Annotated in this window: 17 protein-coding genes and 1 pseudogene; 9 read left to right on the top strand and 9 right to left on the bottom strand. The window is 32.8% G+C overall.

Going from position 1 to position 14,927, the window contains the following annotated elements; all coding sequences use genetic code 11:
* The first annotated feature begins 154 nt into the window (after nucleotides 1-154).
* From BFJ97_RS09510 to BFJ97_RS09500, 3 genes are all read left to right on the top strand, one after another.
* Nucleotides 155-712, top strand: coding sequence for a helicase (locus tag BFJ97_RS09510; RefSeq protein WP_068984403.1), 558 nt, complete (start codon nucleotides 155-157; stop codon nucleotides 710-712).
* Nucleotides 713-927: 215 nt separating this feature from the next.
* Nucleotides 928-1,422: a CDI toxin immunity protein gene (locus BFJ97_RS09505; protein WP_068984402.1), complete on the top strand. Its 495-nt coding sequence runs from the start codon at nucleotides 928-930 to the stop codon at nucleotides 1,420-1,422.
* Nucleotides 1,423-2,256: 834 nt separating this feature from the next.
* On the top strand, nucleotides 2,257-2,655 hold the full coding sequence (locus BFJ97_RS09500; RefSeq protein ID WP_068984401.1) for a hypothetical protein: 399 nt from the start codon (nucleotides 2,257-2,259) through the stop codon (nucleotides 2,653-2,655).
* A 141-nt stretch (nucleotides 2,656-2,796) separates the two neighbouring features.
* Here the strand turns inward: BFJ97_RS09500 and BFJ97_RS23570 are convergent, their stop codons facing one another.
* A complete protein-coding gene (locus BFJ97_RS23570) occupies nucleotides 2,797-2,997 on the bottom strand; it encodes a DUF3888 domain-containing protein (RefSeq protein ID WP_368072741.1) in 201 nt (66 codons plus the stop codon).
* Nucleotides 2,998-3,343: 346 nt separating this feature from the next.
* On the opposite strand from BFJ97_RS23570, the gene BFJ97_RS24650 reads away from it, so the two are divergent.
* The 4 genes and pseudogenes from BFJ97_RS24650 (at nucleotide 3,344) to BFJ97_RS09485 (ending at nucleotide 5,750) form a co-directional block, all read left to right on the top strand.
* Entirely contained in the window at nucleotides 3,344-3,742 is a 399-nt protein-coding gene (locus BFJ97_RS24650) for a hypothetical protein (RefSeq protein WP_068984400.1), read from the top strand.
* A 157-nt stretch (nucleotides 3,743-3,899) separates the two neighbouring features.
* Nucleotides 3,900-4,433 carry a hypothetical protein gene (locus tag BFJ97_RS09490; RefSeq protein ID WP_175401724.1) on the top strand — a complete coding sequence of 178 codons (534 nt, stop codon included), beginning with the start codon at nucleotides 3,900-3,902 and terminating at the stop codon, nucleotides 4,431-4,433.
* A gap of 223 nt (nucleotides 4,434-4,656) precedes the next feature.
* Nucleotides 4,657-4,907, top strand: a pseudogene (locus BFJ97_RS25800) (IS110 family transposase); the annotation flags it as partial.
* A gap of 273 nt (nucleotides 4,908-5,180) precedes the next feature.
* A complete protein-coding gene (locus BFJ97_RS09485; RefSeq protein ID WP_068984398.1) occupies nucleotides 5,181-5,750 on the top strand; it encodes a hypothetical protein in 570 nt (189 codons plus the stop codon).
* 266 nt (nucleotides 5,751-6,016) lie between these two features.
* Here the strand turns inward: BFJ97_RS09485 and BFJ97_RS09480 are convergent, their stop codons facing one another.
* The 8 genes from BFJ97_RS09480 to BFJ97_RS09445 form a co-directional block, all read right to left on the bottom strand.
* Nucleotides 6,017-6,409 (bottom strand): YkvA family protein, encoded by a 393-nt coding sequence (locus tag BFJ97_RS09480; RefSeq protein WP_068984397.1) that lies wholly within the window; start codon nucleotides 6,407-6,409, stop codon nucleotides 6,017-6,019.
* Nucleotides 6,410-6,530: 121 nt separating this feature from the next.
* Nucleotides 6,531-6,737 (bottom strand): hypothetical protein, encoded by a 207-nt coding sequence (locus BFJ97_RS09475; RefSeq protein ID WP_068984396.1) that lies wholly within the window; start codon nucleotides 6,735-6,737, stop codon nucleotides 6,531-6,533.
* Nucleotides 6,738-7,112: 375 nt separating this feature from the next.
* Nucleotides 7,113-7,664, bottom strand: a complete 552-nt coding sequence (locus tag BFJ97_RS25100; RefSeq protein WP_254660145.1) for a hypothetical protein — start codon at nucleotides 7,662-7,664, stop codon at nucleotides 7,113-7,115.
* Nucleotides 7,665-8,130: 466 nt separating this feature from the next.
* Nucleotides 8,131-8,595 (bottom strand): aminoacyl-tRNA deacylase, encoded by a 465-nt coding sequence (locus BFJ97_RS09465; protein WP_068984394.1) that lies wholly within the window; start codon nucleotides 8,593-8,595, stop codon nucleotides 8,131-8,133.
* 560 nt (nucleotides 8,596-9,155) lie between these two features.
* Complete coding sequence (locus BFJ97_RS09460) at nucleotides 9,156-9,488, bottom strand: hypothetical protein (protein WP_068984393.1); 333 nt, start codon at nucleotides 9,486-9,488, stop codon at nucleotides 9,156-9,158.
* Nucleotides 9,489-9,613: 125 nt separating this feature from the next.
* Nucleotides 9,614-10,003 carry a hypothetical protein gene (locus BFJ97_RS09455; protein ID WP_068984392.1) on the bottom strand — a complete coding sequence of 130 codons (390 nt, stop codon included), beginning with the start codon at nucleotides 10,001-10,003 and terminating at the stop codon, nucleotides 9,614-9,616.
* Complete coding sequence (locus BFJ97_RS09450; RefSeq protein WP_068984391.1) at nucleotides 9,960-11,084, bottom strand: hypothetical protein; 1,125 nt, start codon at nucleotides 11,082-11,084, stop codon at nucleotides 9,960-9,962. Before BFJ97_RS09450 ends, BFJ97_RS09455 begins: the two co-directional genes overlap by 44 nt.
* Nucleotides 11,085-11,636: 552 nt before the next feature.
* Nucleotides 11,637-11,978 carry an ATPase gene (locus tag BFJ97_RS09445; RefSeq protein WP_068984390.1) on the bottom strand — a complete coding sequence of 114 codons (342 nt, stop codon included), beginning with the start codon at nucleotides 11,976-11,978 and terminating at the stop codon, nucleotides 11,637-11,639.
* A gap of 319 nt (nucleotides 11,979-12,297) precedes the next feature.
* Between BFJ97_RS09445 and BFJ97_RS09440 the strand changes: the two genes are divergently transcribed.
* Both BFJ97_RS09440 and BFJ97_RS09435 read left to right on the top strand, forming a co-directional pair.
* On the top strand, nucleotides 12,298-12,999 hold the full coding sequence (locus tag BFJ97_RS09440) for an SDR family oxidoreductase (RefSeq protein ID WP_068984389.1): 702 nt from the start codon (nucleotides 12,298-12,300) through the stop codon (nucleotides 12,997-12,999).
* A gap of 263 nt (nucleotides 13,000-13,262) precedes the next feature.
* The gene (locus tag BFJ97_RS09435) at nucleotides 13,263-14,759 is read left to right on the top strand and encodes a serine hydrolase domain-containing protein (RefSeq protein WP_068984388.1); all 1,497 of its coding nucleotides are present in this window, start codon (nucleotides 13,263-13,265) and stop codon (nucleotides 14,757-14,759) included.
* The last annotated feature ends 168 nt before the right edge of the window (nucleotides 14,760-14,927 follow it).

The following is a 14,927-nucleotide window of genomic DNA, read 5'->3' as shown; positions in this document are numbered from 1 at the left end:
TGAAGTAGCCAAAAGGTTGCTTCTTTTTAGTCTGTTTTCTTCCTAACATTTAAGTTTAGTTGAACAAGGGGATTATGGGTTTTGTAAATGATTAAAAATAATCTTCTTTATTGTTTTTTCAAATTCAGTAACAAATTAGATAGGAGTGAATACATTGCACTTTGAAAACGATGGTGAAATATATCCTCATTGTCCATTTATCACCAGAATAGTGGAAGTTGGCGGACTTACTAAATCACAGCTTATTCAGAAATTGCAACAGTACTCTATTTTGATGAATGAGTATGGAGAGAAGTTATTTGCTGATGATAAATTTACGACTTCTAATAAGAAGTACAGCCTGCAGACTGTTGAACTAACTGTTGGAAATCTTGGCTTTCCTGATGGAGCTAATACGAATCGAATCTTTAAAAAAGCTGATGAACTTGGGTTGAAATTGTGTCCACTTGAGCTGGGACCGCACCTAAGGATGGAGTATCTGGATCAGCTTGAGGGTAATTCAGGAAATCCTTTAAAGCAACAACAAGCTCCATCAGGCTCCATCACAATAGCATCAGAGATACTAACTGAAGATGATGAGTTTCCGAAAGGCTTCTACCTAAGACGAATTAACGGTGTTTTGTGGCTTCGAGGATATTGTGCTGATCATCTACACGTTTGGAACCCTAATGATCATTTTATCTTTTGTAAAAAAACGCTACAGGACAAGTAATGCGTTGTTGCAGCAAAAGGAACAAATGCAAAACCTAAAACAAACTTACTACTAGACCCGATTGTGTAGAACTTTCTGAACTAACGGATACATTTACTTGAAGATCAAAGAGTTGCATATGCAGCTCTTTTTTTATTGAAATAACGGGGGAGGTTAGTGAGAGGTGGAATTGATATACTATCAAATATAATAAACAAAATAGTTAGGTGAATATGGTGAAGGATAAAAAGGAACGTTTAAAAGAGTTGCTAGACAAGCAAAAACAAAAAGGAATTAAAGAACAGGAAAAAAGAGAATACGAAACTGTTTTAGAGGAAGTTAAAGAGTTATTTCCGAATACTGGTTCTGAAGAGAAAGTAGAAATATTATCAAAAGAGGATTCAAAAAAAATTACTGATGAATTATTCAAAGAATTTCCATTTTACAGAAGTGGAATTGAATGGACACTGATGTTTTATAAAACTATATTTTCTAACTTAGTTGACTATGAAGGTGCATTAGCAGAACTAGTCATTAAAAATCATAATGTAAATAATGAAATATGCTATATTATTGACCTTAACTATCAACATGTTATTAAAACAAAACTGATTAGAATTATACACAGAATTGAAGAAGTTAGAAATTGGGGCAGATATATTTATTCACCTCAAATTAAATTGGTTATTGAATTCCCCTCTAATGATATAGCGGTAGGATGGAAGAAATAAGAGTCTTTTTTCCGAGATTGGCTTTGGAATAACGTTTCTTTTTCTTACATCATTGACGAGGATTAACGCAAAAGGACAGACCTACTCTGTAACCTTAAGAGGAATTTCCTAATTCAACAAACGGGCGCGATTGCAATAAGAGCAATCGCTTTTGAGCTAACGATGGAGGTTGTTCAATATGGAAGCGGTGGAAAGTAACGACTATTTATTATAGAACCACGTGACGTAAACACTCGTGGACAAAATGATTTATTTGTCACTGATTGGTGCCAGATATTGTTAGGCTCACTGGTCGAATATTTGTCATTCGTCAAGACATCCTATTAAATGGAGATGTGATTAATGGCAATTAGGGTATTATTATTAATACTATTTGTTAGTTTTAACTTTTTAACAGGTGCTTCTGCTGAAGTTCCACTTAAAGCTGCTTTTATACGAGACCACCAGCTTTAATGACGAAGATGGCAAAATTGTTGATCAAATTGGTTACGCGGAACACTGTTTGAGATGAAGATGGTGAGCTAGATTCTTTTAAAGTTGAATGGATAAGATTATAAAATAAAAAGCCGTAGCGTCGTCACACGCTACAGCTCAGGGTTGAGGTTCTCAAAAATATTAGCAGCCTATGTTAAAAGGTGGAATGTCAAGACCAAAACAAGGTAACGTAAGAAAATTTACTTCAACGATATTGTTTTTTAAATTCTGTAACAAATTTGATAGGAGTGACTACAATTGCGCTTCATGTATGGCTAACGGGAAGGTTAGTTCAAGAAGGAGTACAATGAATTAGGAGAATTTAGTTCATCAAATGGAAAACAGGGGGAACTGTGATTTATGGATAAAACTGAAGAACTTTTAAAAAATTTTGGTTTAGTACCTAAGATAGATTTTGTTGATAGAATCAGAAATTTATTAAAAGAAGAAATAGAGAATGAATCATCTGAAGATAATGAATACTTAAAAACACTATGTATTCAATTATTTGCTTTAGGATGTGTTGACGATACGCTGTTAATTTGGAGAGCAAAGGAAAAGGACTTTGATACACATGGCTATGTTGATGTTCAACTATTATGTGGTGCAGGATTGGAAAAGACAATGGGTTTTCTCAAAAAAATGAATACTTTAGAGGCAAAGGAAGAATTAAGCTATTTACGGAAATGTAAAGAAGATTTTGAGGATTATAATGTAGAAGAAGTCCTGAATTTTTATAAAAAGTATTACGGAATATAGGGATTTTTGTAAAAGATCATTATAATTCATTGTTGAACTAACAGGCAGAATAATTGAAGATATTGGCTAAATTACTTGAAGGTTAGGAATGAAAAACCCAAAAAATGGGAAGTGAATCCAAAAATTCTAATCATTAATCATTTACTTTTTCTTTATGATATTTTGTAAATGCGGTGGAAGTCCAAAATTTTCCATGTGTTTAAAATCTTTAAGCTTGATTTCATTTGGATTTATAGAAAACGTTAGTTGATCTCTTCCTACTGAGTTATGTGCACCTAAAACTGGAGTGACTTCGAGGGTTACTAAAAACATAAAACTTGTTCCTATTATTTCCAAATTTATAATTTTTATTTCTTATAGATACACCAAAGGACTGCTTCTTGGATATTGGGTAATAGTAGTGAAAAAAATAAGGAACTATAATAATTTTTTTCATTTTTGCATCTCCTTTTTTATGTTTATTTTGTTCGTAAAAGATTAATTTATCTCAACCAAATATTTCATTTTTATTCAATATAAGCTATCGGACGATTTAGGTTAATAATAAGTTAGAGATATCCATCATTTTAGGTAGTTAATAGGGTCAACTAACTGCGCAGGCTTGTTTACTATTGCATATTTAAGTTTTTTAAACGATGGACATAACATATCAAAAACCTCACACAATAAAGAAAAAGGAGGTTCGATATTGAAGTCTATTTTTAAAGGATTACTTCTTTTCTTTACCTTAGCTTTATTTTATTCATTAGTAGTCCATGCGGAAAAAAATGAACAAGAACAAGGGAAAAGTGTCGAAGGAACTATAGTTTACCATGTCAAATACGATTATGATGCAATATCTAAATTTTTGGGAATAAGTCTTGATCAATATAAAAAATATTGGAAAAAGGGACTTTCTATTTCGGATATGGCAAAGAAACAGGGAGTATCGAGACATGATTTGGTGGGTTATTTTTATGATTTCCACTATAAAGAAATGCAAAAGTGGAGAGTTGAAGGTCCAATGACAGAAAAAGATTATTTTCACCTTGTTTTTATGTTATCGGATGAAATCGATGAGTTTATTGACCGTAATCCCAATCGTTAATTCAACTCCCATGAAAGAAATTGAATTATCTTTACGACGAAGCAGGTTAGCTTACTAATTTGTTCGTATGATATTATCAAATTCAGCATTTAATGATTAGATTTCTTATAGTGATTAAAAGTAAATATTGGACAGAAACGAGAATGATCATGAATTTATGGTGACAAAAGTAATGATTTTATACGGTGATGTATTACCTCCATCTAAACATATTTTGAAAATCCTAAATAAGTATGGTCAATACTATTTAAGGGATATGAACAGGGAAGGCTTTCAAGAAGATAGATATTGTGATGTAAGGATAGAGGAACAGTATACTGGTCTCACATATAGAGAGCCTATTTACGCTTGTCCTGTCATCCCAGTGAAGAAAGAATATTTATCTAAATTCTTAAACATCTTCAAAGCTTTAAACGGAAATGTGTCCTTATGTAAAGAAAAACACGAGCATCCATATGCTTGGGTTCTAGGGGTATATTATGAAGGTTATTGTTATTATTTAGATAATGAAGATAAAAAGATACTTTTCTTACAAGAATACAGTGACAATGGAAAACAACATTTTAACGTTAAAGAACTAAGTTGGTACAGTCGAATACCAAAAGATAAACGATGGATTCAGATAGACGTCAATGAAAATACAGAGGAAGTATTTTTACAATGGTTGGAGAATCTCATACCGTCAGAGTAATACCAAAAACAAAAAGGTTAGAATAAGTCTTAAAGAACTAATCGAATACTTTACTGAAGGTCATTGAGCTGCTTAGGTAGCTCTTTTTCTTATTATTCTAACGGAGCAGCATTCCTGTCCTGTTTGAAGGATATTCAAGGTCTTGAAAAGAAAAGGAGCTCTCTAGTATGATGCATGAGTGTCAACGACCATTGACCCATCATCAAACAAGGAGGACTCCTTTATGCATTTTAAATGGAATAATAAATTTAATCAAGTTACTGAAAATACACTCGTTGTCGGTATAGATATTGCAAAGCGTATTCATTACGCATGCTTTGTCGATGAACGCGGGTGAATAATAGAAAAAGCCTTTGCCGTACATCAATCGAAAGAAGGCTTCGAAAACTTGTATGAAAAGATTCTTCAAACGATGAAGGAACTAAGAGAACTGAAGAAATAATAGGGATTGAGCCTATAGGTCACTACTGGATGGGGAGGGTACGTCGTCATAAGTAACGCAGAGATCCATTGTACATCACATAGTGGATTAAAAAGCTAATGATTTCCATTAGTTTTAGCGAAGCGTACACTCAGAATGTAAATTATAACTATAAATTAAAAATACGATTAATAAATCAAGTGGAAAAATATAATATTTTTTCTTCATCACTGAGTGGTGGAAACCGTTGATACATCAATGTTTATAGAGGGAGGATAGTTAAAGAACATTTAGGGTACGTTACTTTTAAAAAGGGAGTAACCTATATGAAAAATCCATTCTTAATTAGTTTGTCTACGTTTATATTTTCGTGCAGTCTTTCCATGTTAATAGGAAATTCTGTTTATTCACAATCTACACCTTCAGATAAAATTGAATATTTATATCCTGTAAATAAGGAAAAAGTTTTTGATGAAACTGTAGATGAATTTTACCAGGCATTAAGGGACTTAAAGTATCCTGTACATCAGGAGGTTTATCAAAGATATAAGCAACGGTCAAAGGAACAGCAAATCCATTTGGATACGGTTCTTTTTAAAGAAATGCCTGATGCATCTGTAAGTATTAGAAAAAAGTTATTGTTTAAAGAGGTAGAAAGATTAAATTATATAACTTTGGATGGAAATATTCTTCGCTCCTACCCTGATATAGATATTAACTACCATCAGACTGTTAGCCCTGATAGGCAAGTTTATTTCTTTTATTCCTTTAAAGACACAGAAAAAGAATTTAGAGGAAGATATGCAATTTATGATGTTGAAACAAAAGAAACGGTAGCAGGTGGAGGTACTTATATGCCAAAGCTCAATCTTACAAGAAACACTTACGATAAATAAGGATAAATTTAGGTGAAGTAACAAAAAGGTTAGGCTCGTTTTGTTCTACTATCGAAGGCAAGAGTTTAAGATCAAGCTGCCGAAGTCAAAGGCAGCTTTTCTTATTGAGCTAATTAAGCAGGTTAGTTAGTTTCGGTGAACCGTATCATATGTAAGTGAGGTTTATAATAGAGAGCCTTAGTAAATGCATTTTGAATGAGGCTCTCTTAGTGAATACTTGAAAGAACATGTGCAGCAAGGGAGGAAAAATTTTGCTGCACATTTCTTTAAATATGTTGAATAATAATTTTACTAATCCAAGCAGCAAAGATAATCCAGATAATTATAAAAAGTATTCCAACAAACCAATTCTTTGGTTTTGCAGATAGTTTCAACCTCTCAGCAGCTTCTTTATTATCCTCAATTACATGTGGAGGAATTAATTTTAAAGCGAGGATAATTCCAAAAGGTACAATTATTAAATCATCTAGATATCCTAGAACTGGAATGAAATCTGGAATTAAATCTATTGGGCTAAAAGCATATGCAACTACGAACATTGCCACAAGCTTAGCATACCAGGGTGTTCTGGGATCTTTATAGGACAGATAAAGTACAAATAAATTTTGTTTTAATTTTTTTGCAAAGGCTTTTAATTTTGATATTAAACTGTTGTTCATTGAAAATCTTCCCTTTCGTTACTATGAAGTATAAGTTATCTTAGTAAAAAGGGAAATAAAAACTAATGAACAAGTATGAGGGAAAAGGGTCACTCGGCTGAAAGTGACCATAATAAACTGATTATTTGAATTTTTTGGGCTTAGCAACTTTGATTGAAGTTACTTCCCCACAATTTTTGCAAAATGACAAAATGAGGGGGGAACCAGAAGCAATTAAAGATCCTATAGGCCTAATATTACTATCTGTAGTAAAACTACCATGACCAAGTTGACCAGTTGCAAAAGAGTCGTAACCACAAGCCTTGCAGACTAATTTATTACTCTCCATAATATCACCTCATAATGAATTTCGTGAAAATTGTAACACATATTGATGGAACTAATTAATAAATTTGCCGTTACAATATTTTGTATTCGTAGAGGTAAAAAATAATGCTTATTATGTGCAATGGGAAATAAAACAAATAAAGAATCTGGGACAGATAAAATAACAAAAGATGGCGAAGTGGAAATGGTGGAAGTACAAATTGAGTAATAAGTTAGAATAAGATAAGTATACGCAGGATTGAAGTACAGATCGTTAAAGCTTGATGATTAATTATTCGCTGCTGATAGAAAGGAATTAGGGTGTTTATCAGTAATTTACTTTTCTATATTAAGGAAAATTACTGATCCCGTATCATTCTTTATTTGGAAATAATTATTATTTTTTTTGAGTTCCAAAGATTCGATAACCTATATAACAAATGAAATTTAAAAACAGTAAAATTAGACACTGTATTATTGAGATGGCAAGAATCATTATCAAATCTGCCCCTAATACGATTTCGCCTGGAGGTAGTTCTTGAGCAGGTCCTATGATTACTAATTTCAATATAGAAGATACAATGACGTAAACAAAGAAGGCTAGATAGGCAAATAATGTGTGTTCATAAAATTCTAGTTTGAATTGGCTAAACCAAAGAAAAAAATTGATAAGTACAAAAAGTAAAGGGAAAATCAAAAATTCAAAAATTGCAATATTTATTGATTCTTCAAGTAGTGTCTGGTAAAAAATTTGGGCTAAACAAACAATAATTATATTTGTTATAGCAACTATGTAGTAGGAACGGTTATTTCTGTACATTTTTTCACTCCGTTTACGAATATAGGTTTCTTTTTTAATACGATGTACAATTATAGTTAAAATATTTAAGAGAATCGTACCGATGAGCAGGATGGTTACAGCAACAACTGTACTTCCTGATGTATCCATAAGAGCAGTCCAATCCTCAATTTTCACTAGTTGGTCATAATAAAATAACTGGAAACTTATCGATGTCGTACAAGCACTGTAGCTCAACATACAAATTATTATCCCATTATTATGAACTTGCATATTAGAATGCAAAAGATTTCCGATTGGTAATAGTCAAGCGATTATTCCAAGAACAAGACTTCCTAGATTAAGTAAACTGAACTTTTTCATATCTCCTTTACAAAGTAATAAACGATTAAAATTGGAAAATGTTTCTGCCTTTTAGGCTCATCATCATAACGTGTGGTTAATTTCCGTTCCGACTTAACGCTTTGGTGCTGACGCTTTGCTTTCGCACAGAGCAGAGCTTCCTAGGGGCGTCTGATGAGCCGCTTGGGCAACAGAAAGAAAATGTGCAGTAGAGAAGAGTATGTTGTTCTTACAATGCAAAACAACCGTCATTTTATACGGTTGTTTTGCATTGCTATTTACTTACTTTAATGATAGTACCTTGATTGATTCTTAATAAGTCTTGAACACTTATTTTAACTAATGAGTTCTCAGAACCACCACCGGTATATATGTAATCCATATTTATTACTTTGGGGTCAACTAAAAACTTTGCTTGAAAACCAAACGAAGGAACTCCACCTGGGGGGAAACCTGTATGTTCAATAATTTCATTTCCGTTAGCAAGTCTTGGTTTTTCTATGTTTAATGATTTGGCAACACGAGTTGTACTAGCTCTATTGTTTCCTTTTACAATAGCAACTATTAATTCATTATTTGAGTCAATCATGCAAATATTTTTTACAAAATCGTCTTCCGAACCATTAACTGCTTCAGCAGCCTCTTTTACGGAGTGGCATGATTGATTAAATACGAAGTGTTCAGCTTTTACATTATTAGAGTCTAAAAATTCTTTAACTCTAGTTTCATATGAATTCATAAAGGTCTCCTTTTAATATTCTTATTTGTGTAAATATTAGCACAATAACGCGAACTTTAATACCTCTATTACTAAACAATATGAGGATTAAATGAAAGGGGATTGGACGTAACTGGTCAAAACCTTAAAAAGCACGAGAAATCAATTTTAACGTTGATTTCTCGCGCTTTTCTGATGTGACTTTTTTATTTTGCTGAGAAAGGATACTTATGTCCCAGCTTCAATCCCCATAGGTAGTTGTTTTTCAAAAATCTTACCGATCTAAGGAATTAACAAAAGTGGTGGGATAGCAAAATGCGATTACAGCTTGGGGCGATGTAAAGAAGCTATCCCGAAACTAATATATGTAAAGGGATCTAATAACATGACAATTATAGAATAAAGGGCAATTGTAAAGTGGAGAAAGCGTCCAAAATACTTGAGCGTGACTGTGTGTCAGGCTTATCATTCCATAGTTATATACTATATTTCTCCACATAAAAATTGCACCTCCTAGTGTCCTAGGGTTAGTTATGTCCGACAATTGAAGGGCAGTTTAATTTTGAATCTCATATAAATTATTATTTTAAAGGAATTCCAAGTCCTAAGGCAGAAGCAATAGTTATAAGAGAGGTAATTACACCAAGTATTTCAGTCAATTTCTCTAATGGTTTTTTAGCTTTCTCTTTATCTCCATTGTTTATATGAGTTTGAAGGAGTTCAAAATGCGCTTCTGCAATTTCTCGTTGTTCATCTGATAGGCATTGAATATCTTCGTGAAGTTGTTTTAACGCAAGAATAATATCATCAGATCGGCTAGCTATTCCTTGATTCAGTGTACCGTTGTTCTCAATCGTTATATTACCTTTGTTTTCTCCGAAAGTTAAACCACCATATTTACTAGATTCACCCATATAACCATCTCCTAAAATAATAGTGACTTGCCCGAGTTTCGATACTGTATCTAATAATTGACCAGAATTTTCTTTTGCTAAAATATCAATAATTTCTCTTAAACTCTCAGGTTTATTTTCTTTACTTAACCCGACATTAGCCCTTTTGTTATTATTTTTTTTTTAGAAAAACTTTGTTTGAAATCTTCACTTAATTTGATGATTGGAATAGCGTTTAAAGGATCAAAACAATTTTCGGCCCCACAATACTTACAAGTAAGTGAATCCATATTTTCCAATTCATGTTTATTGGCGGTTAAAATACTTCTACTACATTCCTCACAGTGGAATTCTAATTCTATAACGAGCGCTTCTTGTTTTTCTAATTCAGATAATTTATCAATAACTACTCCAAGAGGTAAGCCAGTTATTTCTGCAATATAACTATGGTAAAATTTATCAACTTTACTTATAGCAATTGCTTCGAGTGCATTATCTATTTTTTGAGAAATTTCCCATGGTTTTAAATTGCTCAAAACTTTTACCTCGCAGAATCAATTTTTCTCTAATATAATCCAATACATGTTCAGACGCAAATACATTGAACTTAAATGTCTTTGTAGTTACGCCAATTCGAATAGAATATTCTTGTACCACACCACCAACACTATGTTCAAATAGTATTGATCCTTTTTGTTTGGATAAATAAGGCTCTAAATAATTATACAATGGTAAGCCTCTTAACTCTCTAATGCTACCTAATCCAATTGTTTCAAGACCACTTAAAAGTAACAAAGTAAAAGGTGTTGTTTCTAAAATACTGGTAATATCTTCGCTATTTAAGTTTTGCTCAAGAGCTGATAATTCACCATTAGTATAGTATTCATCAATTGCGGAAAGTATTCTTACAATAGATTTACCTTGCGTTTCTTCAAATGTATTTACTAATCCTGCTGGTCTTCCTGTAGCATCAATAAGCCTTCCTTGAAGAATATCAGCTAAAGGCTCAAGAGTTCCGCCATACTTCTGTAAGAAATCATATTGTTTGAATTCATATTCATCATCTACAATTTTAGCTAATCCAGCAATAATTTTCTTTGCAACTGCTGAACTTGCTCGTACTTCAATTATTCCCTTAACTTCATCAATATAAACTGTCGTAATTTCATGTTTAATGTATTCTCTTCGATGAGTTAAAAAGTAATCTACATTTACCCCGGTTCTATGAATAAACCTTAAATAATAAGCTTGTGAACCATCGATTTCAGTAGCAGCAATAATGGCAGGTTCAATGGGAACATTTTCGCAATTTGGTGTAATTACTGTTTCGAAAGGGTTAAATGGCATTTTATTAATAATACTTTGTTTAAGCCCAGTTAAACCAGCTGGATTTGTAGTTCGATACCAAACTAAAGAAACGGCCCCAGTAAAAATATTATTGCTTATCGTTGTAAGAACATCTCCTTCAATACGTTCAAAAGCGTTCCATACTCTACTTGCTAGTTCATTTACATTACCTGTTGCTTCTAAAGTCATATCACTACAAACCTCTTTAAGTAGAGTTTTGGTCAATCTATTCAAGTCTTGGGGGAAAATTAAAGATTTAATTGTATTCATTTAACACCCTCCAGAATTATATTCTTCATTCAATGAATGTATGCCGTTTATATTAATTAATATTATATGCATTGCATACCCAAAAAATTACAAAATAATACTAATAGAAAGAAGTCGAGATGACTTGAAACTTGTATACGTAAAAATGAATAAAAATTAGACGTAATGACTTGAGCGTCAAGATGATCCACGTAATTAGGAATATTTAGATATGCAAGCAAGATTGAAAAGAAACCTTATAAGAACTATAAAAAGTCACTCATTTAAAAAATAAGTGACTTTCTTCTATTAATATATAAATTTTGAGTGGGTACAAGTGAGGGGTTTTCACAAAAAGAAGAAATGACTTGAGCGTAAAGATGATCCAAGCAATTCGGGATATTTAGATAAGCAAGCAAGGTTGAAAAGAAATCTTCTTAGAACAATAAGAAGTCACTCATTTAAAAATAAAAATAAGTGACTTTCTTCTATTATATTTAAAAATTTCGAGTGGGTACAAAGGGAAGTGTTGAATTAACTTTAACCTTTAAATGAAAAATCCTGTTCTAACACTTAAAGAATTTGTGTTAATTCTGAGTTAACAAATCTTTGGGCAGTAATGATAACACCTGAAGCTGTTAGCCCGTAAACACTAAATAATCCGCCAGTTTGATTTGGAGAAATTTCTACTTCATATTGTGCTGAGAGTCCTAAACCTCGAGTGAAAAAAGTAGAAGCATTTGCACCTACGCTAAAGGAAGTTGTTGACAGTAGTTGTCTTGTGCCATTCAGTCTGAAAACTCTGATTGTTCCAGTGAGCGTACCTCCAGTGAGATTAAGAATTTTAATACGAACGCTATTTGCATTTGCTGGTTGATTCCCTGTATTTTCAACTGGACCTGTAGTCAAAGGCATTTGAAATTCACCTCCTTGCGAAATAAAAGTTTTATAATCTGCAGATTACATAATCATAATATTCAAACTCTATTGTAATGCTTTAGACATATGAATCAATTTGCTATAAATAAAAAGAAAACATATGAAAGCAAACCTATTCTGGATCCATGTATTTTAGTAACTATACATAAGTAATGATATGTCTTTATTAGCATGTCAGGAGTAACTCCTATTTATGAGATTTACCATGCCAGTTCTAGGGCAAGGGGACTCATACAATTCAACGCTCGTTTATTGATAGAAATTTCTATTCTGTTATAATTAACTGCGAGAGAGGATGATAAATTTGAGCAAAAATATCGTTGTTATAACAGGCGCTGGCAGTGGATTAGGTGCTGCACTGGCAAAAAAATATTCAGGTTTAGGCTATTACATTTGTTTGCTTGGTAGAACGAAATCAAAGCTTGAGGAAACGGCTAAAACTTTAAGCAATGGTTATTCTATTTATGAGGTTGATGTTTCTTCAAAACAAATGGTCGCTCAGATCATTCAAACTATACAAGATGAATTTGGATCAATTCAATTACTCATTAATAATGCTGGTGTTGGGTATTTTGATAATGCTGAAAACTTGAGTGAAGATTCAGTGCATCAAATGATTGATATTAATCTAAAAGGAACAATTTTTTGTACACAAGAAGTGTTAAAAGGTATGAAAGAACGTAATGAAGGAACGATCGTCAATATAGTTTCCACAGCTGGTAAAGAAGGGAAAGTAACGGAATCTGTTTATTGTGCAAGTAAATTTGGAGTTAAAGGATTTACAGAGAGCCTAGCATTGGAATTAAACGAAACAGCCATTAATGTATGTGCTGTATACATGGGTGGCATGAGAACAGAGTTTTGGGACGGGATATTTTCGGAGGAACGTACAAAGAACTTAATGGATCCTAATGATATCGCGGATATTATCATGGATAATATTAAACCAAGAAAATTACTAACTGTAACAGAAGTTGTGATTAAAAATAAACGATAACACAGCAATTTGCTGCGTAAAAGATGATGACCATGCATCAATTAATTTTGAGCTTGGTCTTTTTTGTTTACGTAAGATCTCTTTCTAATATGTGGTCGTCTATACAGATTTGTAGCAAAAAACCTGTACGTTACAAAATTGTCATGTAGTGTCGTTTTTAGTCATGTTGAACGATGGTTCCGCTACTAATTGCCTGTTATAGTAAACAATGTTGTTAGCTAATACCTAGCGATACTTTTTGAAAGTATAGATCCAAAGGAGAAATGAAAATGAAATCATCCAAAATCTATCTGTTTATGATAGCCATGATAGTAGCGTTTTATAGTTTTTCGCCAATAATCGTTAATGCAAACTCAGATGAAAAAATTCAAAAAATTGAACAATTTGTCGAAGAGCAGATGGCGATTAGTAAAATTCCAGGGATATCGTTAGTAATTGTAGAAAAGGGGAAGACGGTCTATGAAAAAGGCTTCGGATATGCCGATGTTAAGTCCAAAACACCAGTTACTTCTGATACATTATTTGAACTTGGATCGACATCGAAAGCATTTACAGGACTAGCCATTCTACAATTGGAAAGGGAAGGATTGTTAAAACGATCTGATGATGTCCAAAAGTATATCCCATGGTTGAAGTTAAAATATAATGGGGAGCAACAGTCGATTACGATTAATCAGTTACTATATCATACAAGTGGGATTCCAACTATCACTATAGCTAATATCCCTGAAAGTAATGAAAGTGATGCCCTTGAGTTGACTGTGAGAAAATTACTTGATCAGCCATTAGATCGAAAACCAGGTAGCTCATTTGAATACGCAACGCTCAATTATGATGTTTTGGGACTCATTGTGGAAAAGGTATCAAGACAGCCCTTTGATGTGTATATCAAACATCATATATTAGAGCCACTCAATATGAATGATTCATTTGTTGGTCTTCATCAAGTTAATTCTAATGAGATGGCGTCTGGTTATAAAATCGGACTTATGAGAGAGCAGCCTTACACACCGCCTATCTATCGTGGAAATGTACCTGCTGGATATATGATAAGCAACACGAATGATATAGCGAAATGGTTAAAACTACAGTTAGAAAGTAGCCAAATTTATTCTATTGATAAAAAATTAATTCAAGAATCGCATATTCCTGATCAGTCTGTAGAGCCTTTTGATAAGGATACATACTACGCTAGTGGATGGGGAGTAATGGAAAGCGACAAAAAACAATATATCCTCCATGCAGGTGAAAATCCAACATTTACATCTTATTTCATCATGCAGCCTGATGAACAATTAGGAGTGGCCGTCCTGTCCAATATGAACTCGAGCTATACAACAGCTATTGGTCAAGGTGTGATGGATCTGTGGGAAGGGAAAAATGTTAACAATAATCATTCTGACAACTTACAAAGGATAGATAAAATCATGACGCTTTTGTGTGTGATTGTCGTTGGACTGGTGATGTTTTTAAGTATTTTATTGCTAACAACGGTGAGGAAGATTGTTAAAAAACAGCGAATTAGAGTATCGTTCAATGCACAAAGGACGTTCTTCCTAATTATACATTCTTTAGTTGTAGCAATATTTTTAACACTTTTATTGATGTTCCCTAAAATTGTAATAGGGGTAAATTGGGAATTTATTAAAGTATGGGGTCCAACTTCAATTTCTATGTTATTTTATAATGCGATCGTGACAAGTGTTATATTTTATTTGTTAGGGTTATTGCGCATTTTTACCAAAAAGGAAAATAAGTAAGAGATTTGATTGTTTATGAAAGATATGGTAATGTAAAAGCTACTTTAGGTGGAAGGGGAGAGTCCAAATGAAAAAAAGATCATTGTGTTTTTTAAGTATGGGTATTGGATTCTCAACTGCTGTTTTTTTCTAAAATTGAGTTTATAGGGAGAAGTCTGCCCTTTTTTA

This window comes from Lysinibacillus xylanilyticus (assembly GCF_001708185.1).
Taxonomy (GTDB): domain Bacteria; phylum Bacillota; class Bacilli; order Bacillales_A; family Planococcaceae; genus Lysinibacillus; species Lysinibacillus xylanilyticus_A.
Note: the sequence above shows the minus strand (reverse complement) of the source record. Positions and strands in the feature narration are given on the sequence as shown.

What these genes read in the sequence shown, in the direction of transcription:
- BFJ97_RS09500 (WP_068984401.1), top strand. Translation starts at nt 2,257, where the DNA reads ATGGATAAAACTGAAGAACTTTTAAAAAATTTTGGTTTAGTACCTAAG.
- BFJ97_RS09490 (WP_175401724.1), top strand. Translation starts at nt 3,900, where the DNA reads ATGGTGACAAAAGTAATGATTTTATACGGTGATGTATTACCTCCATCT.
- BFJ97_RS09485 (WP_068984398.1), top strand. Translation starts at nt 5,181, where the DNA reads ATGAAAAATCCATTCTTAATTAGTTTGTCTACGTTTATATTTTCGTGC.
- BFJ97_RS09480 (WP_068984397.1), bottom strand. Translation starts at nt 6,409, where the DNA reads ATGAACAACAGTTTAATATCAAAATTAAAAGCCTTTGCAAAAAAATTA.
- BFJ97_RS09475 (WP_068984396.1), bottom strand. Translation starts at nt 6,737, where the DNA reads ATGGAGAGTAATAAATTAGTCTGCAAGGCTTGTGGTTACGACTCTTTT.
- BFJ97_RS25100 (WP_254660145.1), bottom strand. Translation starts at nt 7,664, where the DNA reads ATGGATACATCAGGAAGTACAGTTGTTGCTGTAACCATCCTGCTCATC.
- BFJ97_RS09465 (WP_068984394.1), bottom strand. Translation starts at nt 8,595, where the DNA reads ATGAATTCATATGAAACTAGAGTTAAAGAATTTTTAGACTCTAATAAT.
- BFJ97_RS09460 (WP_068984393.1), bottom strand. Translation starts at nt 9,488, where the DNA reads ATGGGTGAATCTAGTAAATATGGTGGTTTAACTTTCGGAGAAAACAAA.
- BFJ97_RS09450 (WP_068984391.1), bottom strand. Translation starts at nt 11,084, where the DNA reads ATGAATACAATTAAATCTTTAATTTTCCCCCAAGACTTGAATAGATTG.
- BFJ97_RS09445 (WP_068984390.1), bottom strand. Translation starts at nt 11,978, where the DNA reads ATGCCTTTGACTACAGGTCCAGTTGAAAATACAGGGAATCAACCAGCA.
- BFJ97_RS09440 (WP_068984389.1), top strand. Translation starts at nt 12,298, where the DNA reads ATGATAAATTTGAGCAAAAATATCGTTGTTATAACAGGCGCTGGCAGT.
- BFJ97_RS09435 (WP_068984388.1), top strand. Translation starts at nt 13,263, where the DNA reads ATGAAAATGAAATCATCCAAAATCTATCTGTTTATGATAGCCATGATA.